The organism is Paenibacillus sp. FSL H8-0457, from assembly GCF_038051935.1.
Classification (GTDB): Bacteria; Bacillota; Bacilli; order Paenibacillales; family Paenibacillaceae; genus Paenibacillus_AQ; species Paenibacillus_AQ lautus_A.
In genome coordinates, this window is sequence record NZ_CP150293.1 from 888755 (window position 1) to 910065 (window position 21311).

Here is a 21311-nt window from a genome sequence, read left to right on the forward strand (position 1 = left end):
CTGACAGTATAGAGGTTAATTCCGCCCAAGAGTATAAGGAAGTTGCGCTATTTCTATCAAACGATCAACAAAACAGCGAAATTTCGATCACTTAGATGGTCATTTGCATATCTTGCTGCCAGGGAAGCCGCCAGTTATGTCCAGCGCCATCAACATGACCAATATTACATTTACATGGAATAACGTTTATGAAATAATAGTTAGTAAATGATCATTCACTAACGATGGGAGGAACGTGCATGGTAAGACCTCGCGAATTTCAAGATGAGGTGATCTTCCACGGCGTCTACCGGGCACTATGCAAAAAAGGGTACGGCCAGTTAGCCTTAACCGACATCACGCATGAAATGAACATCTCGCCGGCAGCCTTAATGAAGCGATTCGGCTCGAAGAAGAATCTGCTCCTGGCCTACAGCGATTATGTCATTCAATTAACCAAGCAAGCCTTCCATGATGCGAGTTTGTCCGGCCAATCCCAAATCGAGGCGCTTAAGACGGTGTTCAGGGATGCCGTCTCGCATATGAAGGATCCTGTGGAATTGGCCAACCACACCTCCTTCTATCTGGAAGGGACGAATGATCCGGATTTGTTAGAGAAGACCCGGTACCGGCTGCAGCTGATCGATGAGTTTACCCGAAAGATGCTGGATCAGGCGATCACGAATAACGAGATCGTGCCATGTGACGTGGCACGGGTCAGCCGGGTGCTGCAAGCCGCGATCAGCGGCGCCATGCTGATCTGGATCAAAGAGTCGGACCGAAGCTTGGACGAACTGTTTGACGAGTGCTTTCAGGTCATATTCGCCTCGCTCGTTCAAGGCGGTACGGAATAATGCCCATTTTATTATGGAGAGGTGGAGGGCTATGCCGGTTTACAAAGGAAGGGAAGTCGATTTGTATTATGAAGTGAAGGGAGAAGGGAAGCCGCTGGTATTTACGCACGGAGCTTCCTGGAATCATAAACAGTGGCGGCCTCAAGTCGATGCCTTCTCCCGTCGGTATCAAACCGTGGTGTGGGATATCCGGGGGCATGGCTCCTCTTCCTTGCCGCATGGCAAGGTGGATTCGGAGGATTTCAGCAGGGATTTGGCGGATTTGCTAAGCGAACTCGGCATTGAACAAGCGACGCTTTGCGGGCTGTCCCTGGGCGGTCATATTTCGCTGCAGACTGCCGTTCGCTATCCGGAGAAGGTTGCGGCCCTGGTACTGATCGGCACGCCGTTCACGAATGCGTTTAATTGGTTCGAGCGCATGTTCGTGCCGGTAAACCGTTTAACAAGTTATCTGATGCCGATGTCCTTATCCGGAAAAATACAAGGCAGGATGTTATCCAAATTTAATAAGAGCAATCAAGCCTATATTGAGCAAGCTTTTGGCTCCATTGCTCATTCCGATTGGATTCGGATATGGGATGCGGTGACCCGAATGGACAGCACGCATGATCTGCACAAAATCCAGTGTCCGGTATTGCTGCTTCAAGGCGAAAGCGACACGATGATCCGAAGGCAGCAGGCATACATGCAGGAACAAATAGCGAACGCGCAATTGAAAATCATCCGAAACGCTCATCACGCAACGAATTTGGATAACCCCGACGAGGTGAACGAGGCGATCGCTTCATTTCTGTCGGAACACGCGATTTAGCGGTATTCGAGCACTTTCATTGACACCCCAAAACAGGGTTGCTACAATTTTAGGCATATATCCATCGGAATACAAGGGTTATCAAGGAGGGGACGAACTTGAATCGATTCGGTTCCACAGATCCATTCATACGTAATGAACGCGAAGCGGTGATCGCGGCCCGGGCCGACAAGCTGGGAGCGATATTCGCGGAAAGAGCACCTCAGCACGATCTGGAGGGATCGTTTCCGTTCGAGAATTTTGATGATTTGAAGGAGTCCGGTTATCTGAAGCTGACCGTTCCGGCAGCCTTTGGAGGAGAAGAAGCCTCCGTATACGAAATGGTGCTTGCCCAGGAACGGCTCGCCCGAGGAGACGGGTCTACGGCGCTGGCCGTAGGCTGGCATATCGGGCAGATACTGCAGCTGCGCCTTTCCGGGGCTTGGCCGGAGCCGTTATTTGAGAGATTGTGCAGAGACGTTGTAGCAGAAGGCACGGTCATTAATGAGCTGGCGAGCGAGCCTGCGACGGGGAGCCCCAGCCGGGGCGGAAGGCCGGAGACGACGGCACGGCGGGTGTCGGGCGGCTGGCGCATCACCGGACGCAAAACCTTCAGCACGTTAAGCCCGATCTTGAAGCAATTCGTGGTTACGGCCGGAATCGAGCATAGCGAGAAGGTCGGCGCGTTCCTCGTTCGCAGCGGGCCCGGGGTCAAGGTTGAAGAGACCTGGAATACGATGGGCATGCGGGCAACGGGAAGCCATGACGTGATTCTGGAGGACGTATTCGTGCCGGACACGGAAGTCATTCGGGGACCCGATTATGAGAAGCCTGAGTTTCCCGTGCCTACGGAAGGCATTCTGCTTCATATTCCGGCATGTTATATGGGGATTGCTTATGCCGCGCGGAATTTTGCCATCGATTTTGCCCGTCGTCATCAACCGAACTCCTTGACGGTGCCCATTGCCGAATTGCCGAATGTCCAAAGGCAGATCGCCCAAATCGAAGTGGACCTGCTGACGGCCCGCAGTTACCTGTACCAAACCGCCGACCGCTGGGACAAGGAAGCGGAGAACCGCGCCGCGCTCAAACCCGAGCTTGGGCTTGCCAAGTACGTCGTGACCAATGCGACGGTCCGGATTGTCGATCAGGCCATGCGGATCGTTGGGGGATTGAGTCTCTCCCGGAAGCTCCCGTTGGAGCGTATGTACCGGGATGTCCGGGCAGGTCTTCATAATCCGCCGATGGATGATGTCGTGCTGACGAATTTGGCCAAACGGGCCCTTTCGGAAGCGGAGGAGAAGGAAAAGCAGGAGCCTTGATCTGATCGGACGAGAGAATAGGCCACTTAGCAGGAAATAAGGATAGAAACCGCGGGAGAGCTGGCTCCGGCGGTTTTTTTTGCGCTTCGCGTGCCGGACATTCCTTCTTGCGGCTCCATTACATAATCGCGGCATCTTCTGCAGCCTCTGCTTCATATACATACACTTAGGTTAGGATGGCGGGCTAACGGGTATAAAACCTATCAGTACGACTATATGAGTCGATCGAAATTCGCTCATGAGGAATTAGGTTGAAAGGAGATATGTAACCATGGATTCTGTGCTGTATTTGGGCTTGGCCGTTATATATGCCGTGCTGTTTCTGTATGGGTGCGTGCTGCTGAGGCGGGATGCGTCACCGGGGCTTCGGTACTTGCTGCTGATCGTAACGGCCGGACTGGTCTGGGATAACGGCGTGATCGGCATCGGGAAATACATGGGGGAAGGAGATCTGCTGGAGGGGCTTAACGTTGCGCGTTTCTGGGTGCATGCGTTGGCCACGCCGCTGCTTGTGCTCGTGTCGTTCGACCTGATACGCAAGGCCGGAAGCCCTTGGGCCAGCAGGCCGGCCGCCGCATGGGGGGCCTGGCTTTTCACCGCAGCGCTGATCGTGCTCGAGGTGGTGACGGAGACCTTGCCGCTCAAGCTCCAACCATCCATGGAGTACGGAGCGCTGCGTTACGTTTCGTCCGAATCCGGGGGGCCGCCGCTCATGGTGATCCTGATTTTGATCCCGCTGCTGACGGCAGGCATTATCGTATGGCGGAGAAAAAAGACGCCGCTGCTGTTCATCGGCACGGTGCTGATGGCTGCCGGGAGCGCCATACCGATCCCGATCGAAAGCTCGGCTGCCACGAACGTGTTCGAGCTGCTGCTCCTCTTGTCCCTGTGGCTGACGGTACGCAAGCTGGCCTCCGCCCGTACGTTGTCTTTTCGCTAGTTCCTGCTGACACCGCGCTCGCCATCCAGATGTGCGCGGTTTTTTGGCATGTCCCGCCTTCTTTCGCTTGTTTAGCTCCCGCACCCATTTCCGACTAGCATCTGGATGTACCCCGCAGCTTCATGATGTACGTAAGCCGATTGGCATAGCGCCACATTCAGCAAACCTTCAGCTTAGCCTAACCCTGGCATAACCTTCCCCTAAGACTGCTTTCAGATTCCGTCCCTATACTTCAAATAGCAAGACAAACCATGATCCTAGAAGGAGAGATGACGATGAATCCGATAAGCAAAAAAGTATTAGTAAGCAGTATGGCGGCAGCGATCGTGCTGGGGGGAGCCGGGTATCTTCAGAACAAAACCATTGCCGCGGCGAGCACGGATACGGCAGCCGCGGCAGCTCAGGACGGTCAGACGGGAACGGACACAACGGCTTCGGATGCAGCGAAGAACCGGGAAGGGAAGTGGATGGGTCATAAGGCGGGCGGACCTCGGGGCGGCAGCATCGTGAAGGAAACGGCCGAAATCCTTGGGCTGACGGAGGCCGATATCCGGACGGCGCTTGAAGCGGGCAGCACGTTTGCCGAAATTGCCGAAGGCAAGGGAATGGCCCAATCCGCGTTTGTTCAGAAGCTGATCGAGCTGGAAACCGTCAAGATCGAGGAGCTTTTGAGTGAGGGCGGCATTACGGAAACTCAAGCAGCCGAGTGGAACGAGGGTCTGAGCGATCGTCTTACCCAAATCGTAGAGAGCAGCGACGCCGGTTTGGGGAAAGGTCATGGCAAAGGAGGACGAGGGTTCGGCAAATTCGGCAATCCGGAAGAAATCGCGGCATTGCTCGGAGTGTCGGAGGACGAGCTGAAGGCCGGAATGGAAGAAGGACAATCGTTGGCCGAGATCGCGGCGGCGAAGGGAATGACGGAGGATCAACTGATTCAGAAGCTGAAAGATCAAATGACCGAGCCCTTGAAGCAATGGGTGAACGAGAAGCATACGGACGCTGATAAGTCGACTGCGGCTGCGGGAGAAACGGATGAGGATACGGAATAACGATTGAATCGAGATTGGATTGCTGAAGAGACTGGATGGTATTCTATTAAGAATACATTCAGTTTCTTTTTTTATATATAAGAAAGTCATCATTTTTTTTCTCACAAAGTGTTGACCTTAACGTTACGTAAAGGTGTACATTGAGTTTGTCAGGAGGTGAAACCATGGAATACACGGTGCAGAAGCTTGGGAAGTTGGCGGGAATAAGCACGCGAACCCTCCGTTATTACGATGAGATCGGGATTCTGAAGCCGGCCAGAATCAACTCGTCGGGGTATCGGATTTACGGGCAGGAGGAGGTCGATCAATTGCAGCAGATCTTGTTTTACCGGGAGCTTGGGCTGCAATTGGACGGTATCAAAGAGATTATGACCTCACCATCCTTCAATCGGACCAAGGCGCTCCAGGAACACCATGCGCAGCTCCTAGACAAGAGAAGGCAACTGGATTTGCTGATTACCAATGTGGAGAACACGATAGCCTCCGCCGAAGGGAGAAAAACGATGAGTGACCAAGAGAAATTCGAAGGATTCAAGCAGAAGCTGATTGATGATAACGAGAAGAAATACGGTAAGGAAATTCGCGAAAAGTATGGCGACGAAACTGTAAATCAATCCAATGCCAAGCTGAAAAATATGACGCAAGCGCAGCATGATGAAGTAACGCGTCTGGCGGAGGAGCTGTACGAAACGCTGGCCGAAGCGTTTAAGCAGGGCGATCCTGCCGGCGAGCTGGCCCAGAAGGCGGCCGATCTTCACAAGCGTTGGCTCACCTTTTATTGGAATGAATACAGCAAAGAAGCCCATGCCGGCCTAGCCCAGATGTATGTTGACGATGAGCGGTTTACCGCCCATTATGACGAGAAGCAGCCTGGAACCGCCAAGTTCCTCCGCGATGCGATTCTCATCTACACAGGTATGAATCCCTCGTCATAAACAGGGATGAATAGAGGATTATCATATTTTTTGTAAAAGCCCTTCCTGCGGTTAATCCGCTTCGGAAGGGCTTTTTCATTTGGAATTTCTTGAGCATTTCATGCCAAGTTGTCTTTAGAGCAGAGGAAACTGATGATGGTACGACCTCGTATTTCAGATAGATTTTATTGCGCATTTCACAGAGACTTATTATTTCTCAAGGTTGAGAGAGATAATAAGCATATTCCAATGGTCTACTATAAATTTTGCGTTTAATACTTTTAAGGTCTTTGTATATATTTTTTTGGGGTTTTCCGTTAAGTTCAATAATCCATAACTCTCTTTGCTCGTCTAACACAAAATCGACACTCAATTCTCCCAATGAACCCATATGAATGTCTGCTTCATGTGCGGCCGCTACACTTACCTCATACAGAGATCGGAGGATTTTATTCATTTTCTCCGGCAAAAATAATCGCGGAAGAATTTCTGAAACTTCATAAATGCTTTCACACATACTCGTGTTAAAGTAATGTTCATAAGCCACTCTACATGTAATGATGGAAACCGTCCATTCTCCAAGAATATCTTTTTGAACAAGGACCCGGATATCAAAATACTGATGATCAAATTGACTCATATGGATCCCTTGCTGAACCATGTATTCCGTTAGTCCGAGAAGTTTATCCAATTTTTCCTGAATGCTTTCGTTTTTTCTGCAAATATATCTTGGAGCCAAGCTGTGCAAAGAGATGTGAATATCTCCATTATCCGTTAGTTCAACCCGATACACAGACTTCCCCTTAGATCCGTATAAAGGCTTAATGTATAGTAGTTTATATTTCTCTAATAGTTCTGATACATTCACTTCATTATATAAAAATGTGTCCGGCACATAAGCTTTAAGATCTGACTGTTGTAATAGGTTATGGAGATCCCATTTATTAAAAAAATTGATATTGTTGAAACATTTGTTTCTACCAATCGCCTTCTCTAGTCGTTGAATGGTTATTAATTTTTTGTTAAAACACCGGTTATAGACAACATGAGGAAATGGGAACGAACTTTGTTTCCATATGCCCTTTTTCAGGCTAAGTCCAATAATACGTTGTTCATCCCAAAGAATATCTGCCGGTGTAAAGGCGTAAAGTTTCAGGTTTAGATTGTGATAACGTTCATAAAGCTCCAAAATTCTTTTTCTGCTGTTCCTTTTAGCTACCAGAATACCTATTAAAGGGCCATTCTCCAATCTCATCACTCCCATGACTTCGATATCTCGTATTATCTAATGCCAGCAGAGACATAATGCTATGGGACAAGAGCATAGGTGAACAGAAAATCAGCAATTGTAGTGCTCTATTTGCCTATTTTTCAGTTGATAGGTATTTGCCGTGTTTACCTTTTTAAGCTCTTAATATGATAAATTACTTTTGATAACAGGGAGATGAGACCATGGGAAGGTGTAATTGTCCACCAGGACCTCCAGGACCACCAGGACCTCCGGGACCTCCGGGACCTCCAGGACCCCAAGGACCGCAACTGCTTCAAGAACTTGGAGGAGCAATTGCAGCAGCTGGACCCGCAGGACTTGCAGGAGCACTTGGACCCGCTGGATTAGAAGGACTTGTAGGAGCCATTGGCGAAGCTGGACCTGAGGGACTTGCAGGGGCACTTGGACCCGCAGGACTTGCAGGAATCGCAGGAGCACTTGGACCCGAAGGCCTTGCAGGGATTGCAGGAGCAATTGGCCCTGCAGGACTTGAAGGTATTGCAGGGGCAATTGGCCCCGCAGGACTTGCAGGAATTGCAGGAGCGATTGGCCCCGCAGGACTTGCAGGAATTGCAGGAGCGATTGGCCCCGCAGGACTTGAAGGTATTGCAGGGGCAATTGGCCCCGCAGGACTTGCAGGAATTGCAGGAGCGATTGGCCCCGCAGGACTTGCAGGAATTGCAGGAGCAATTGGCCCCGAAGGACTTGCAGGGCCAGCAGGGCCAGCGGGGCCAGCAGGGGCAACGGGTGCAGCAGGACCTGCGGGGGCAACGGGTGCAACAGGTGCAACAGGTGCAACAGGTGCAACAGGTGCAACAGGGGCAACAGGGGCAACAGGTGCAGCAGGAGGTGGAGGATTAATTCCATTTTCAACGGGTATCATCCTCGTTGGAGCTGAAGTAGTATCGGCTGCTCCAATTTTAATGGGTTTTGGCAGTAGCACGGTTGAAGTTATTAACGCTTCTGGAGAATCAACTATGCCACCCGAAGCAGGTGGTTTTGCTTTCCCAATTCCCTTTGCGGGTACCGTTCAAGATTTACAAATAAGTGTAGATTTATTGGTTGCTTCTGAGGTTTCTATAAACACTCTCGGTCTTCAATATGATTTTACAGTATTCCGCGCACCGTCAGTTCCTAATAATGGGATTGATCATAGTTCTTCACCTTACCTGACAACTTCGCTGACTAGTTCAGTTAGATTCGGAGCTCCGAATACGGTCATTACACCTGGTAACCCAACCGGTTTCCGTACCGCAACGAATAGAAATGTTGGGGGATCATTGGTGGTCGCTGAGGGTGATCGGATTGGTATTCGTGTAAGGACGCTTGCTGAGACTGATCCCTCGGCAGCTGATATTACCCAACTCTCATTCAGCGCCAGTCTATCTTATACTCCTTTTTAATAAGAGTCTCCTGTATTGTACTCCTCTATTTGTTACAGGGGAGGTAAATGATTCAGGAAGTGAATCGCCACTGCCTTTGTATAATATTGACATCATACAAAGGCAGTAGTCCCCTATGTTACACAATCCATCCTCTGATAAGCAATGATATATAATGAATGTGGAATCGTTACGGTTGCAACGTGTTGCAGCTGCTGTAACGATTTTTTTGATTTTATTGTAACATTTGCGGGATCGCCCGTTGTCTATGTGAGTACCAATGTGGAGAACACGATCGCCTCCGCGGAAGGGAGAAAAATCATCAGTGACCAAAGCAGCCTTGTCATACCGACAAGACCCTTTCCCTGCGCTAAACCCGCGGAGGAGAGGGTCTTTTTTTATAGAGATCCCTTGAAGGATCTTGAGCTGTTCACCCTGCCTACCTCTTCCACAATTAACCTCTTGTCTCCAAGGGGGGAGTAATGGTTAGATGTAACATGGGCTATTTTTCACAAACCTACACCATGGGTGATGACATATATATAGTGAGGGTAGAGAATGGATCAAATTGTACAGCAGGTAGTTACTATCTTTAACGATTTTCTATGGTCTAAACTGCTTATCGTATTGCTGATAGCGTTTGGCCTTTATTTTACGGTGGGCACCAAGTTCCTGCAGTTTCGCCTGATCGGCGAGATGTTCCGGGTCATCCGCGAACCCAAGAGCAAAACGAAGGGCAGCATTTCCCCGTTTCAGGCGTTTGCCATCAGCATGGCGGCCCGCGTCGGGACCGGGAACATTACCGGCGTTGCCCTGGCTATCTCGCTTGGGGGGCCGGGGGCCGTATTTTGGATGTGGATCATCGCGATCATCGGATCGGCCTCCAGCTTTATTGAGAGCACATTGGCGCAGATTTATAAGGTAAAGGATGGAGCGGGCGGATTCCGCGGAGGTCCCGCCTATTACATGCAGCAAGGTTTAAAAAAGCGGTGGATGGGCGTGCTGTTTGCGATCCTGATCACTTTGTCCTTCGGTCTTGTGTTTAACGCGGTTCAATCCAACACGATTACGATTGCTTTCCAGAATTCCTTCGGCACGGATCGTTTAACCCTCGGAATCATCATGGCGGTTGTTTTTGCGGCCATCATCTTTGGCGGAGTGAAGCGAATTGCCAAAATGTCGGAGCTGATCGTCGTGATTCTGGCTGTGCTGTATGTCGGTGCCGCGTTGTTTATCGTATTGGCGAACATCACCAAGCTGCCGGAGGTTTTTGCGCTAATCGTCAAAAGCGCATTCGGTTATGAGCAGGTCGTCGGCGGATCGATCGGTGCCGCGCTCATGAACGGGATCAAAAGAGGCTTGTTCTCCAACGAAGCCGGCATGGGGAGCGCACCGAACGCAGCGGCGACCGCAACGACAAGCCATCCGGCGAAGCAGGGACTGGTTCAGGCGCTGGGCGTCCTGACCGATACGCTGGTCATATGTACAAGCACGGCATTCATTATTCTGTTTACCGGCGCATACCAGCAGACCGGCCTTGATGGAATCGCCCTGACGCAGGCTGCCCTGGCCATGGAGATGGGCGCGTGGGCATCCGACTTCCTGGCAGTCATGATTTTCCTGTTTGCGTTCAGTACCTTGATCGGTAACTATTACTACGGGGAAACCAACATCGAATTTTTGAAGTCGAATCGGGTTAGGGTATGGATCTATCGGGTTTCCGTGCTGGCCATGGTCATCTTCGGATCGGTGACCAGCGTGAAGCTGGTGTGGGATTTGGCCGACCTCTTCATGGGATTGATGGTAATCGTGAATCTCATTGCCATCGCGCTGTTATCCCGAACGGCCTTTGCCGCGCTGAATGACTACTTGAAGCAGAAGCGGGCAGGCCTCGATCCGGTCTTCACTAAAGACAGCATCAAGGGGCTTCAGGATGTGGAGTGCTGGGATGAACAAGACAGCCCAACCACGAAAAGCGCCATAATCGAATAACGTAAACGGAATCGCTACGGTAGCTGTTGTTCTAGCTGCTGTAGCGATTTTTTATTTTACCGTAACATTTATGGGATCAAACCGTTGTCTAAATGAGAAGGGGGAGAAGATACGAATGCTGCATGTTAATCGGATGACCTGGCGGACAAGGGCAACGCTGCTCTTTAATGCTTTATTAGCTGCGTTGGCCGTGTTTCTTACTTATGTCTTGTATTATATAGCCGTCCAAATTTACTATGAAAAAAATGACCTGAACGATAAATTTATAAGGTCTGTCATGACGACGGTTGAATTGCATGAGAGTGGACTTATGGTAGATAAACGCAGCTTGTCTTCGGTAGAAGTGACGCCCTTCCTCACACAGAAGAAATCGCTGAAAGTGTATAAGGATGTGGGGGAATGGCAGCTGATTGTCGGAGAGCTTCACGCGAAGAAGAGGTTATGGGGAGAACTGACCTATTCCGTTGAAGAACAGGGGCCTTACCTGAACCGCGAAGAAAGGGACCCTTATGTTCTGCATTCTGCGCTTCTGGATGGTGGGAAGATTACAGACTCCTCTCATCCGAATGGTGCAATGAACCAGTTAGAGAAACTGGAGGAAGGCAACGTAGCGGAATTATTCTTCTCGCTTCGAACGTTGAAGTCACCGGAGCAGGTTTTGGAGCTCCTGTCGGATTATGATGTTCGAGCGACCAATATGGCTGTTTATGCTGGTGAACTGAGGGAAATCAAACTGGGTACTTATAGCTCTAGCGGGGCTGGTCACACGATCCCCCATCTTACGTTAAGACCTAGACTTCAGTTTGACGATAACCATTTCCTTTCTGCATGGCATACTTTTTTCTCATTGGAGGCAGGAGTATCGGACGATGTGCAGCAGCTGATCGCCGACGTTGAATGGATGACCAACAATATCAAATATAACGGCGTGGATGAAGACAAACAGCGGCTGGCTTACTTAAAGAAAAATGGGGTTCAAGTTTACGGAGCGACCGTTACGGGACCTGTGCGGGAGCTGGAGAAGCTGAAGGAGGAGTCGGAATTCTGGGGATTCCGTTTGGGCCGCATCGAGGTATGGAATTGGAGCTAAGCCAGCTTGCGCTGGCAACCTTTGCATATGTCCCCGAATTTCTTCCATGCTATGATCCATTCCGAGAAAATTTGGGGGCAACAGTGATGGGAGGAACGATTCGTACAGGGAGCGTCTCCTAACAGAAAAAGGGGGACCCGTCAGATCTAAGATCTTTTGGGCGCCCCTTTTTAGTTCAAGAATAAGTAATACTAGACCATGCCGCTAAGCAGCTCTCATCAATTACGTTAAATATTTATCCCGCAAAATATTCATATGATGAAGCTCATGCCCTGCAATGACATAGGCGGCCGCCCGGGCGGAGAGCGGGTAATTGTTGAACGCGCCCTGACGCAGCAGCGCTTCCTCCGTCAAGCTCCCAACCAGCGTAATGGTGGACTGCCTGACGGCAGCGTAATCTTTAAGGGCCTCGCGTAACGGAAGCTGGCCGAACGGGGAATTCTGAACAAAAATCTCCCGGTCGTACCCTGAAAATTCACGGGCATCCCCGCGCGCAATGTAGAGAATGCGGTAGCTCCATAAACGCTCTACATCGGCGATATGGCCGACCACCTGCTTGAGACTCCATTTTCCTTCCGCATAGCGGAAATTAGCTTGTTCTTCCGTCAGATCGCTCAGCGATCTTAACGTCTCGTCATGCTGCCGCTGCAAGATCTCGGCAATATGGCCTTCAGGGACAAGCGATACGTATTTTTCGCCGAGGGGCAAATATTCGTTAGCATTAGGCCTTGTATTCATAACAAGTTCCTCCATATCCAATGATTAAGAGCTCATGTTAAAATTATGCCGCCAGGTCCGAATGAATGTATGTATGAACGGTCAGGTTGCTTGGGCCCAGATCAGATGGATGATGCCGTTCCAATAGCGTTCCGTCTTGACGATGTTCAGATCCGAGGCATTCACGATATCGATCATGTCCCGGTTATAATGACACCCTGATATCCGCCGTGCCGCGGGGTTGACGAAATGCTGCACGGCGCCGAGCAGCCGGTTCGTGCTCATGCCGTGCTCCAGCAAATAAATGCGGCCGCCGGGTTTGGCCCAGCGGTTGATGTTGTTCAATGCCTTTACCGGGTCTTCATAGCCGCATAGCGACAGGGTGGAAACCACGCAGTCGTAGGAACGTTCCGGCAGCTCCAGGGTCTCGATGTCCCGTTCCAGGAAAGTGGCCCGAATGCCAAGCTCGGATGCCATTTGGCGCGCCCGGGTTAACATCTCGGGACTAAAATCGACGGCCGTTACGTCCACCGTATCAGGATGATAGAAGGGGAAGTTGGCGCCGGCGCCGACAGCTACCTCGAGCACTTTGCCCTCAACCCCCTGAAGCAGTCGCTGTCTCCATTCTCCGAGTTTGCGCTGCCTGGTGTTCCTTTCATATATAGGAGCTTGTTTATTGAACTTTCGGATGAGGGAATTCTTATTCACGCGGAATTCTCCGGGCAACCCCTGTCTTGACCGCTGCTTTCACGACAAGCTCACGAATGGCCTTTACGACGTTCTGGTTGAACACGCTCGGAATGATATACGACGGGTTGCGTTCCTCGTCCGATACGGCGGATGCAATGGCTTCGGCTGCGGCCAGCTTCATTTCCTCATTAATCGTAGTTGCTCTGCAGTCCAGGGCTGCGCGGAAAATACCCGGGAAGCAGAGGACGTTATTGATCTGGTTCGGATAATCCGAACGTCCGGTCGCAATGACGCCCACAATATCTTCGACCTCTTCGGGTCTGATCTCCGGCGTAGGGTTGGCCATCGCGAATACGATCGGTTGATCAGCCATGGCTTGTACGTCTTCGCGGCGAAGCAGGCCGCCTGCGGAAAGGCCGATGAACACGTCGGCACCTTGGATCACTTGGCGCAGGGAACCTTCGACTTTGTTCGGGTTCGTATGCTCAGCATACCATTGCCACATACTATTACTGTATTCTCTTCCAGCAACCAGCGCACCTTCGCGGTCGACGCCGATGATGTCCTTAACGCCGGCCGACAGGAGGATTTTACTGCATGCCACCCCGGCAGCCCCGATTCCGCACACAACGACCCGAACGTTATCGATGGATTTTCCGACGATTTTCAGGGCGTTGATCAGCGCAGCGTACAGAACGACCGCCGTACCGTGCTGATCATCGTGGAATACGGGGATATCCAGCTCGTCGCGCAGTCTCTGTTCAATCTCGAAGCAGCGCGGAGAGGAAATGTCCTCCAGGTTAATGCCGCCAAATGCCGGCGCCATCGCTTTGATGCAGGCTATAATCTCTTCGGTGTCCTGGGTGTCAAGGCAAATCGGGAAGGAGTCTACGCCGGCCAGCTGTTTGAAGAGCATCGACTTCCCTTCCATGACCGGCATGGCCGCATAAGGGCCGATATTGCCCAAACCGAGCACGGCGCTTCCGTCCGAAATAACGGCCACCGTATTTCTTTTAATCGTGAGCGTGTAGGCTTTTTTCGGATCCTCCTGAATGGCCGAGCATACGCGGGCCACATCAGGCGTATAGACGCGAGATAGGTCATCGCGGTTTTGGATAGGGATTTTGGGCTGGGTTTCGATCTTGCCGCCGAGATGCAGCAAGAAAGTGCGGTCCGAAACATTGACGAGCCGAACGCCTTTTAAATGTTTTACTGTATTTGTAATTTTTTCGATATCGACGCTGTCGGTGACCGTAATGGTAATATCGCGTACGGTAATGTGGCCGCTGGCTTGAATGACGTCGATGGCAACCATGTCTCCCCCGGCTTCAAATATGGCGGATGCAACTTCACCGAATTTGATCTCTTGAGTATTCATTTCTAGTCTGAGGATAATGCTCTTTCCTCCGAGTCCGTTGTTTTCCATTGTTACCTCCAAATGTTTGATCGATTTCGTCATTCTCAGTGTATGTAGTTATGCAAAATGTTAACGTTATCATAGTTCGCTGAGCAGTGGTCAATTTCCTGTTTCACCGTAAAGAAACCGTGATATATATAAGAAGAATTTATTGGAAAAGGGGATTCCAAGGAAGTATAATCGAAAGCATCTTATTGCGAAGGAGAGAGCTGCCATGAATGCCAGAATCGAGGAGCTTGAAAAACGTTTGACCACCCAGCATCATAAGGATCTGTTCCTTCAGATGAAACATACGCTGCAGGCCGTCGACGATTTGGCCGAACAGCACCGGGTTTACCAGGCCGTTCAGGCACTTAGTGGCACACGCATCGTTGGAGCGGAGGAGAACGTGTATTTTGACACGTTGAATCAGGTCAAGGAACAGATTATTCATACCCTGGAGCTTACGATCGAGGATTTGGAGCATAAAGGGGATAAACATTACAAGAAGCATTTTAGGGACGGCGTGGAATAGAGTTGCTTCGCGGTCTGAACGGATCGAACAGCATGGATGAAAGCATGATTCCCCCAGGGGAGGCATGCTTTTTTTTGCGATTTTATTCTGCAAGTTCCGTGTGTTTTCATAACATTTCAGGTTACATATTTATCCAATTTCATTGAAATGTGTAACAAATCGTTGATTAGTGTTATGGGATACGACTTCCAGATGCTTTAAAATAATGATAGTACTGGTAAAGCTTGGACAATGATTGTGGAAGATTTCCAAGTTCAGTCAAGTTATCTGTAAGTTAAGAGGGCAACTACTGTATCAAAGAAGGGGAGGTGGCCTGAGCAGCCGGAGGTTGTGTAAACGCTTTATTTATTATCTTTTATATTAAAGGAGGATTAATTGTATGACTTTAAGTTTGCCGAACAAAGCTTGGCTCAAGAATTTGATCATTGCTGGTTCCACGATGTTGTTGATGACCTTGTTCATGGTTTTATTTGCGGATAAAGCTTCTGCCCACGGATATGTCGATTCTCCAGGAAGCCGCGCCATTCTGTGTAAGCAGGGGCAAAACACCGATTGCGGCGCCATCGTGTATGAGCCGCAAAGCTTGGAAGCTCCTAAAGGCTGGCCGAACGCAGGTCCCGCCGATGGCAAAATCGCGAGTGCAGGCGGCGCGTTCCCTAAACTCGATGAGCAGTCCGCAACTCGCTGGAGCAAAGTAAGCATTTCCCCGGGAACCACGACGTTCCAATGGCATTTGACGGCCAACCATGCGACGGCAAGCTGGAAATACTACATTACGAAAGACGGCTGGGATCAAAATGCTCCGCTGAGCAGAGCTTCGTTCGATCTGACGCCTTTCTGCTCCATTAACTACGGCGGCGTAAAACCTCCGACAAACTATGCATCCACATGTAACGTTCCTGCCAAGTCCGGTTACCATGTCATTCTGGCGGTATGGGAAGTAGCTGACACGGCTAACGCTTTCTATAACGTCATCGATGTAGACTTCGGCGGTGGCGGCGGAACTCCGAACCCAGGCGTTCCTGCACCGACGGGACTTACTTCCCCATCCCAAACAAGCAGCAGCGTATCCTTGGCATGGGCAGCTTCCACCGGGGCTTCCAGTTATGAAATCTACCGTAACGGATCCCTTGTGGGTACATCGACTTCAACCTCTTATACCAACACGGGGTTAACCGCAGGAACGTCCTATACGTACACTGTAGTAGCCGTCAGCAGCTCAGGCAGTAAATCATCGGCATCGGCTCCGCTTACGGTTTCAACATCCGGAAGCTCCACGACCTATCCGGCATGGAGCGCAACGGCCGTTTATTTAGGCGGCAGCAAAGTCAGCCACAATGGCGTGAACTATGAAGCAAGATGGTGGACTCAAGGCGAAACACCTGGATCTGCCGAAGTTTGGAAGGTTATCCCTTAAATCGATCGTTTGACAGGATCCGGCGTCTAATGACTGCCGGATTTTTCTTAGGCTTTAGCCAGTTGAGTGCGTGAACCGCGCGAAACAAAGAACCACCCGCTATGCGGGTGGTATATTTCCTTTTTTTACTTCCACTAATAAGTATAGAGGAGATAGCTTCTAATAAGCGTAGAGGAGATAGCTTCCGTCGGCTGCGCATTGACCCTGATGGCTTGGAATTACCTATAGAAATATTGTGGGTTCACTGACCGTCGATGTTCTTCCTTCGATGATTTCATGACTTTCGCCAACTTAAACGGACCCTAGTTCCGTTATTCAAGATCATAACCCGATTTTTCACAATGTACCGGACTCCAGATCCGCTATTATGATAAATACGGGAGCAAATACCGATTAAAACAGCAAATAAGGTCCGCTGGGTCCGCTAAAGTTACTAAAAGGGTTGTTTTCGATGAAATAAGGTATTCTGAGTCCGTTAGGAAGTCCTTATACCAAAGAACAAGTACATCGTCCGCACTGCTCCCTGTGCTCCCTGTGCGCACGGTGCGTGGTCCGGGGCATGCTTGGATTGGCTGTCGAGCGTTGAGTTTTGGACATATTGAATGACATGGCGATTTATTTATGGACGTTCCGTGAATTTCTGCTTATTGCTCTTTTGGTCTAAGCAGGGATCGCGAAAAAAGCGAGTATGGATGGTAAACATAGCAGTGGAATATAAATGAGCAAGCCGCTGGCGAGCAGCAGCTTGAAAAAGGCACCCCCGGGGTGCCTTTCGTGCTTTCTGCAAGAAGTATGTTCAGGCAATGCCAAGGTATGCAAAGGTACGAAGGTATGCAAAAATATGCCGGTACGCCAAGGTACGCAAAGATACGAAGGTATGCCAAGGTCCGCCAAGGTCCGCAAAGATACGAAGGTATGCAAAGGCATGCCAAGGTACGCAAAAGTACGAAAGTATGCAAAGGTGCCAGGTACGCAAAGGCATGCAAAGTTTGCTAGTCTCAAACCCTGTAAACGGTGATGCCCCGATCCTGAAAAGGCTTGACATCCGAGTCGGAAGCCTCGCTGCCGGTAACGAGGGTATGAATGGCGCTGTTGGGAGCGACCGTATGCAGGGACAGCTTGCCGATCTTGCTGTGGTCGGTGACTACGACAATTTCACCGGCGGCCTGAATCATGTTCTGCTTGGCCGGGACGAGCAGCGCCTCCGGGTGCATGAGGCCATGCTGGGGATGCAGGGCAGGGGTGCCGATGAACGCTTTCTCAACATGCAGGGATTTCAGCACATGGTCGGTAAACATGCCGTTTAGCATATAGCTCGAGGGGTACAGCTCCCCGCCGGTCAGGATGACTTTGATGCCCGGAGCATCGCGAAGTTCGACGGCGACGTTCATATCGTTGGTTATGACGGTAATGTCCGAGCGGTGCACAAGATGCGTAGCAATATGAAGGGTGGTTGTCCCCGAATCGATGATGATATTTTCCCCGTCTTCCACGAGTGAAGCCGCGAGCTGGCCGATGCGTATTTTTTCGTCCCGATGAAAGTTGGTTCGTTCATTAAAGGATGGCTCGTTATGCGTCCATTGCTCCATGATGACTCCGCCATGCGTGCGCTTCAAAGCGCCTTCCTGTTCAATCTCCGCCAGATCGCGGCGAATGGTGGCCGTGTGGACGCCGAATTCGGATGCCAGGGCGGCAACCGTTGCCGTACGGTATTGCCTTACGTAATCAATGATCCTTTTCTTTCGTTCGTGTGCCAGCAATCGATAATTTCTCCCTTCCTATTTGGACAATGAGCAGCAGAGTGCGTTTGTACATACAATGCGCACTTTTGCTTTTTTATGCTTATGGGCTCCATATCTATCTAGTGTACTCCCGTTATGTTAATGCCATGTTAAATCCCTTGCTGCGAAGCGAATTTACACAATCCGTACGAAGGCCTAACACTCTCCTAATATTGCAGATCTACAATCGAATTAAATAAAAATGAACAAAAGTGATCATTACATGTGCATTTGATGCGTACTTATTATCAGGTGCATGTAAGGGATTTCATGTTATGGAATCGTTCATTTTTTCGCTTGTCATGACAGCATCATTACACATTGGTGAGGGGGATCGCTCTTGGCATCCATTGAATTTGTGAAAGTGAGCAAGTCGTTTGATCGTCAAACCGTCATACAGGACTTGGATCTTACCATCGAGGACGGAAAATTCACCGTGCTGGTCGGCCCTTCAGGGTGCGGGAAAACAACGCTCCTAAGGATGATTGCGGGCATAGACCCTCAAACCTCCGGTTCCGTTCTGATCGACGGCAAGGATGTCACGCGCATTGCACCGGGGAAGCGCGGCGTGGCCATGGTGTTTCAGAACTACGCCATTTACCCGACGATGTCGGTCCGCGAGAATATCGAATTCGGCCTCGTGAACAATAAGGTTCCCAAAGCCGAGCGTAAGCGCCTGGTGGAAACCATAGGGGCAACCGTGGGACTGAACGATTATTTAGACCGCAAGCCCTCCACCTTGTCCGGCGGGCAACGGCAGCGGGTGGCTTTAGCCCGGGCCATGGTTAAGGACCCGTCCGTCTTCCTGATGGATGAACCGTTGTCCAATCTGGACGCCAAGCTGAGGGTTCAGATGCGGATCGAGCTGATCGAGCTGCACAAGAAGCTCGGGACGACCTTTGTTTACGTGACCCATGACCAAATCGAGGCCATGTCGATGGCGGATACCATCGTGCTGATGAACAAAGGGGTCATTCAGCAGGAGGCGCCGCCCGAAGTGGTGTACCGCAAGCCCAGCAATCTGTTTGCGGCCCAGTTTATCGGGGTTCCTCCCATGAACATTGCGCCGCTGGGGGACGATCGCGCGACGTTCGGGTTCCGTCCGGAAAGCGTCGTGATAGGCACGGAACCGGAATCGTTTCACTACACGGCCAAGGGCGAGGTCATCACGCGAGAAATGCTGGGCTCCGAGACGATTTATCAGGTGAAGACGACCGATGGTCATGCATTCATGGTGAAATGTCCGGATGACAGATACCATGTCGATCAGCAAGTCTGTCTCGGCGTGCCGGCCGACCAATTGTTTTTCTTCGGTCCGGATGAGAACCGGGTGGACGAGAAGGACAACCGCCACAGGGAGTTCATGGAGCGGCTGAGAGGGCTGGCCCATGGATAAGAGAAGGATCTGGGAAGGGATCAGGCCCTATGTGCTGATCGCGCCAGCCATGGCGGGTATCCTGCTGTTCGTGATGTATCCGGTAGGTTATTTGATTTACTTAAGCTTGTTCAAATACAACCTGATGAACAAAGACAAGAGCAAATTTGTCGGATTGGACAATTTCACGCAGATTCTGGGGCGCGGGGATTTCTACAAAGCACTCTGGAACACCTCCGTCTATACGGCTGGGGTCGTCATTTTGACCATGCTGCTGTCCCTGCTGATCGCCGTATGGCTGAACAAGAAAGGTCGTTTCAATTCGATCGTCCAGGCCGGGATTTTCACGCCGCACGTCGTATCCATCGTATCGATCTCGCTGGTCTGGCTGTGGCTGATGGAGCCGAATCAAGGACTGCTCAACTATCTGCTCAAGCTGGTTGGACTCCCGCCGTCGGCATGGCTTCAAAGCTCCAAGACCGCGTTGATGTCGGTCATTATCGTGTCGGTCTGGCAAGCCATCGGCTATTACACCCTGATTATCGTGGCAGCCTTGCAGAGCATATCGCCGAGCATTTATGAAGCGGCGGCGCTGGATAATGCGAGCAAGTTCAAGGTGTTTTACAAAATCACACTGCCGATGATTTCGCCGCAGCTGTTTTTTATTCTCATCATCATGACGATCGGCTCCTTCAAGGTTTTCGATACCGTTCAGGTGATGACAGGCGGAGGACCAAACAATGCAACGACGACGCTTGTGTACTACATATACGGATTCCGAACGACCAATATCGGTTATTCGGCCGCGACAGGCGTTGTGCTCATGGCCATTATCGGATTGCTCACGTTCATCTATTTCCGGCTCTTATCCAAGAAGGTCCACTATCAATAAGGCTATAAGGCTTTGGCCACGAAGAAAGGAGGCACGGTTTGAAGACCTTTGACTTAAAAATCGTATGGACGGCGCTGGGCTATTTGCTGAAGGCTGCAGTGCTCATGATTTTCATCTTTCCGTTCCTGTGGATGATCTCCACATCGCTCCAGACATTCCGGGAGACGATGACGTTTCCGCCGACGTGGATTCCGGCTACGCCGCAGTGGGGGAATTTCGCGGAAGCGATGAATGCGGGGCCTTTCCTGACCTATTTCAGGAACTCGGTTGTCGTCACCGGTTCCATCATCGTACTGCAGTTCCTGATCATGATTCCGGCCGCGTATGCTTTTGCCAAGTATAAATTCCCGGGAAAAACGCTGCTGTTCGGCATGATCCTGCTGGCCTTCATGATCCCGGGACAGGTTACGTTCATTCCGGTTTATCTGATGATGGCGGATTGGGGATTGGTCAAAACCCTGCTCCCGCAGATTATTCCGTTCGTTTCGAATGCCTTCGGCATCTTCCTGCTGCGGCAATACTTCATGCAGATTCCGGAGGAAATCATCGAAGCGGCCCGCCTGGATAACGCCAGCGAGTTCAAAATCATCCGGAAGATCATGATCCCCATGTCGAAGCCGGCACTCGCCACCATTGCGTTGTTCAGCTTCGTCAGTCATTGGAACGACTATTTTTGGCCGCTTGTCATGACCGATTCGGCAGCCGTCCGGCCGCTGACCTTGGGGATCGCCATGCTGCGGGAGACCGAGGGCATCAGCAACTGGCATATCATCATGGCCGGCAACGTGATTCTGGTGGTGCCCATCCTGCTTGTATATTTGTTCTGTTCGAAGCACATCGTGAAGGCTTTTGTTTATTCAGGCATTAAATAATTACAGGAAATGACAGGTTTCAGCCATTCATAATCGAATAATTAATGGAGGAAT

Annotated in this window: 20 protein-coding genes; 15 read left to right on the forward strand and 5 right to left on the reverse strand. The window is 50.6% G+C overall.

What is annotated here, in order from left to right:
- Positions 1-239 precede the first annotated feature (239 nt).
- From MHI43_RS03895 to MHI43_RS03920, 6 genes are all read left to right on the forward strand, one after another.
- Positions 240-833 carry a TetR/AcrR family transcriptional regulator gene (locus tag MHI43_RS03895; protein ID WP_012818942.1) on the forward strand — a complete coding sequence of 198 codons (594 nt, stop codon included), beginning with the start codon at positions 240-242 and terminating at the stop codon, positions 831-833.
- A gap of 31 nt (positions 834-864) precedes the next feature.
- Positions 865-1644 (forward strand): alpha/beta hydrolase, encoded by a 780-nt coding sequence (locus MHI43_RS03900; RefSeq protein ID WP_012818943.1) that lies wholly within the window; start codon positions 865-867, stop codon positions 1642-1644.
- A 98-nt stretch (positions 1645-1742) separates the two neighbouring features.
- On the forward strand, positions 1743-2945 hold the full coding sequence (locus MHI43_RS03905) for an acyl-CoA dehydrogenase family protein (protein WP_012818944.1): 1203 nt from the start codon (positions 1743-1745) through the stop codon (positions 2943-2945).
- A 271-nt stretch (positions 2946-3216) separates the two neighbouring features.
- Entirely contained in the window at positions 3217-3885 is a 669-nt protein-coding gene (locus MHI43_RS03910; RefSeq protein ID WP_012818945.1) for a hypothetical protein, read from the forward strand.
- Positions 3886-4160: 275 nt separating this feature from the next.
- On the forward strand, positions 4161-4934 hold the full coding sequence (locus MHI43_RS03915; protein ID WP_012818946.1) for a hypothetical protein: 774 nt from the start codon (positions 4161-4163) through the stop codon (positions 4932-4934).
- Positions 4935-5098: 164 nt separating this feature from the next.
- Complete coding sequence (locus MHI43_RS03920) at positions 5099-5869, forward strand: MerR family transcriptional regulator (RefSeq protein ID WP_012818947.1); 771 nt, start codon at positions 5099-5101, stop codon at positions 5867-5869.
- 196 nt (positions 5870-6065) lie between these two features.
- On the opposite strand, the gene MHI43_RS03925 is transcribed toward MHI43_RS03920, so the two are convergent.
- Complete coding sequence (locus MHI43_RS03925) at positions 6066-7112, reverse strand: YheC/YheD family protein (protein ID WP_235201851.1); 1047 nt, start codon at positions 7110-7112, stop codon at positions 6066-6068.
- 423 nt (positions 7113-7535) lie between these two features.
- Between MHI43_RS03925 and MHI43_RS03930 the strand changes: the two genes are divergently transcribed.
- The 4 genes from MHI43_RS03930 (at position 7536) to MHI43_RS03945 (ending at position 11582) form a co-directional block, all read left to right on the forward strand.
- Positions 7536-7979: a hypothetical protein gene (locus MHI43_RS03930; RefSeq protein WP_341283228.1), complete on the forward strand. Its 444-nt coding sequence runs from the start codon at positions 7536-7538 to the stop codon at positions 7977-7979.
- A gap of 62 nt (positions 7980-8041) precedes the next feature.
- Positions 8042-8521, forward strand: coding sequence for a hypothetical protein (locus MHI43_RS03935; protein ID WP_341283229.1), 480 nt, complete (start codon positions 8042-8044; stop codon positions 8519-8521).
- Between the two features lie 537 nt (positions 8522-9058).
- Positions 9059-10492, forward strand: a complete 1434-nt coding sequence (locus MHI43_RS03940; RefSeq protein ID WP_012818950.1) for an alanine/glycine:cation symporter family protein — start codon at positions 9059-9061, stop codon at positions 10490-10492.
- A gap of 115 nt (positions 10493-10607) precedes the next feature.
- Positions 10608-11582 (forward strand): anti sigma factor C-terminal domain-containing protein, encoded by a 975-nt coding sequence (locus MHI43_RS03945; protein ID WP_036664489.1) that lies wholly within the window; start codon positions 10608-10610, stop codon positions 11580-11582.
- Positions 11583-11804: 222 nt separating this feature from the next.
- On the opposite strand, the gene MHI43_RS03950 is transcribed toward MHI43_RS03945, so the two are convergent.
- From MHI43_RS03950 to MHI43_RS03960, 3 genes are all read right to left on the reverse strand, one after another.
- On the reverse strand, positions 11805-12320 hold the full coding sequence (locus tag MHI43_RS03950) for a DinB family protein (RefSeq protein WP_012818952.1): 516 nt from the start codon (positions 12318-12320) through the stop codon (positions 11805-11807).
- An 81-nt stretch (positions 12321-12401) separates the two neighbouring features.
- The gene (locus tag MHI43_RS03955) at positions 12402-13007 is read right to left on the reverse strand and encodes a class I SAM-dependent methyltransferase (RefSeq protein WP_012818953.1); all 606 of its coding nucleotides are present in this window, start codon (positions 13005-13007) and stop codon (positions 12402-12404) included.
- Positions 13000-14415: an NAD-dependent malic enzyme gene (locus MHI43_RS03960; RefSeq protein ID WP_009590761.1), complete on the reverse strand. Its 1416-nt coding sequence runs from the start codon at positions 14413-14415 to the stop codon at positions 13000-13002. Before MHI43_RS03960 ends, MHI43_RS03955 begins: the two co-directional genes overlap by 8 nt.
- 205 nt (positions 14416-14620) lie before the next feature.
- On the opposite strand from MHI43_RS03960, the gene MHI43_RS03965 reads away from it, so the two are divergent.
- On the forward strand, positions 14621-14920 hold the full coding sequence (locus MHI43_RS03965) for a hypothetical protein (protein ID WP_012818954.1): 300 nt from the start codon (positions 14621-14623) through the stop codon (positions 14918-14920).
- 379 nt (positions 14921-15299) lie between these two features.
- Complete coding sequence (locus tag MHI43_RS03970) at positions 15300-16337, forward strand: lytic polysaccharide monooxygenase (RefSeq protein WP_012818955.1); 1038 nt, start codon at positions 15300-15302, stop codon at positions 16335-16337.
- Positions 16338-17335: 998 nt separating this feature from the next.
- Here the strand turns inward: MHI43_RS03970 and MHI43_RS03975 are convergent.
- Complete coding sequence (locus MHI43_RS03975) at positions 17336-18097, reverse strand: DeoR/GlpR family DNA-binding transcription regulator (protein ID WP_012818956.1); 762 nt, start codon at positions 18095-18097, stop codon at positions 17336-17338.
- 361 nt (positions 18098-18458) lie between these two features.
- Here MHI43_RS03975 and MHI43_RS03980 point away from each other — a divergent pair, with 361 nt between their 5' ends.
- Genes MHI43_RS03980 through MHI43_RS03990 form a run of 3 tightly spaced genes read left to right on the forward strand, consistent with a single transcriptional unit; the run spans position 18459 to position 21257 of the window.
- On the forward strand, positions 18459-19514 hold the full coding sequence (locus tag MHI43_RS03980; protein WP_012818957.1) for an ABC transporter ATP-binding protein: 1056 nt from the start codon (positions 18459-18461) through the stop codon (positions 19512-19514).
- Positions 19507-20385 (forward strand): sugar ABC transporter permease, encoded by an 879-nt coding sequence (locus MHI43_RS03985; protein WP_012818958.1) that lies wholly within the window; start codon positions 19507-19509, stop codon positions 20383-20385. The genes MHI43_RS03980 and MHI43_RS03985 overlap by 8 nt, the downstream gene beginning before the upstream one ends.
- 38 nt (positions 20386-20423) lie before the next feature.
- Positions 20424-21257 (forward strand): carbohydrate ABC transporter permease, encoded by an 834-nt coding sequence (locus tag MHI43_RS03990; RefSeq protein WP_012818959.1) that lies wholly within the window; start codon positions 20424-20426, stop codon positions 21255-21257.
- Positions 21258-21311: the final 54 nt, after the last annotated feature.

Excerpts from the sequence above, each read along its gene's own strand:
- MHI43_RS03935 (WP_341283229.1), top strand. The coding sequence starts at position 8,042 with ATGGGTTTTGGCAGTAGCACGGTTGAAGTTATTAACGCTTCTGGAGAA.
- MHI43_RS03915 (WP_012818946.1), top strand. The coding sequence starts at position 4,161 with ATGAATCCGATAAGCAAAAAAGTATTAGTAAGCAGTATGGCGGCAGCG.
- MHI43_RS03965 (WP_012818954.1), top strand. The coding sequence starts at position 14,621 with ATGAATGCCAGAATCGAGGAGCTTGAAAAACGTTTGACCACCCAGCAT.
- MHI43_RS03985 (WP_012818958.1), top strand. The coding sequence starts at position 19,507 with ATGGATAAGAGAAGGATCTGGGAAGGGATCAGGCCCTATGTGCTGATC.
- MHI43_RS03900 (WP_012818943.1), top strand. The coding sequence starts at position 865 with ATGCCGGTTTACAAAGGAAGGGAAGTCGATTTGTATTATGAAGTGAAG.
- MHI43_RS03950 (WP_012818952.1), bottom strand. The coding sequence starts at position 12,320 with ATGAATACAAGGCCTAATGCTAACGAATATTTGCCCCTCGGCGAAAAA.
- MHI43_RS03960 (WP_009590761.1), bottom strand. The coding sequence starts at position 14,415 with ATGGAAAACAACGGACTCGGAGGAAAGAGCATTATCCTCAGACTAGAA.
- MHI43_RS03920 (WP_012818947.1), top strand. The coding sequence starts at position 5,099 with ATGGAATACACGGTGCAGAAGCTTGGGAAGTTGGCGGGAATAAGCACG.
- MHI43_RS03940 (WP_012818950.1), top strand. The coding sequence starts at position 9,059 with ATGGATCAAATTGTACAGCAGGTAGTTACTATCTTTAACGATTTTCTA.
- MHI43_RS03970 (WP_012818955.1), top strand. The coding sequence starts at position 15,300 with ATGACTTTAAGTTTGCCGAACAAAGCTTGGCTCAAGAATTTGATCATT.
- MHI43_RS03945 (WP_036664489.1), top strand. The coding sequence starts at position 10,608 with ATGCTGCATGTTAATCGGATGACCTGGCGGACAAGGGCAACGCTGCTC.
- MHI43_RS03895 (WP_012818942.1), top strand. The coding sequence starts at position 240 with ATGGTAAGACCTCGCGAATTTCAAGATGAGGTGATCTTCCACGGCGTC.
- MHI43_RS03910 (WP_012818945.1), top strand. The coding sequence starts at position 3,217 with ATGGATTCTGTGCTGTATTTGGGCTTGGCCGTTATATATGCCGTGCTG.
- MHI43_RS03925 (WP_235201851.1), bottom strand. The coding sequence starts at position 7,112 with ATGGGAGTGATGAGATTGGAGAATGGCCCTTTAATAGGTATTCTGGTA.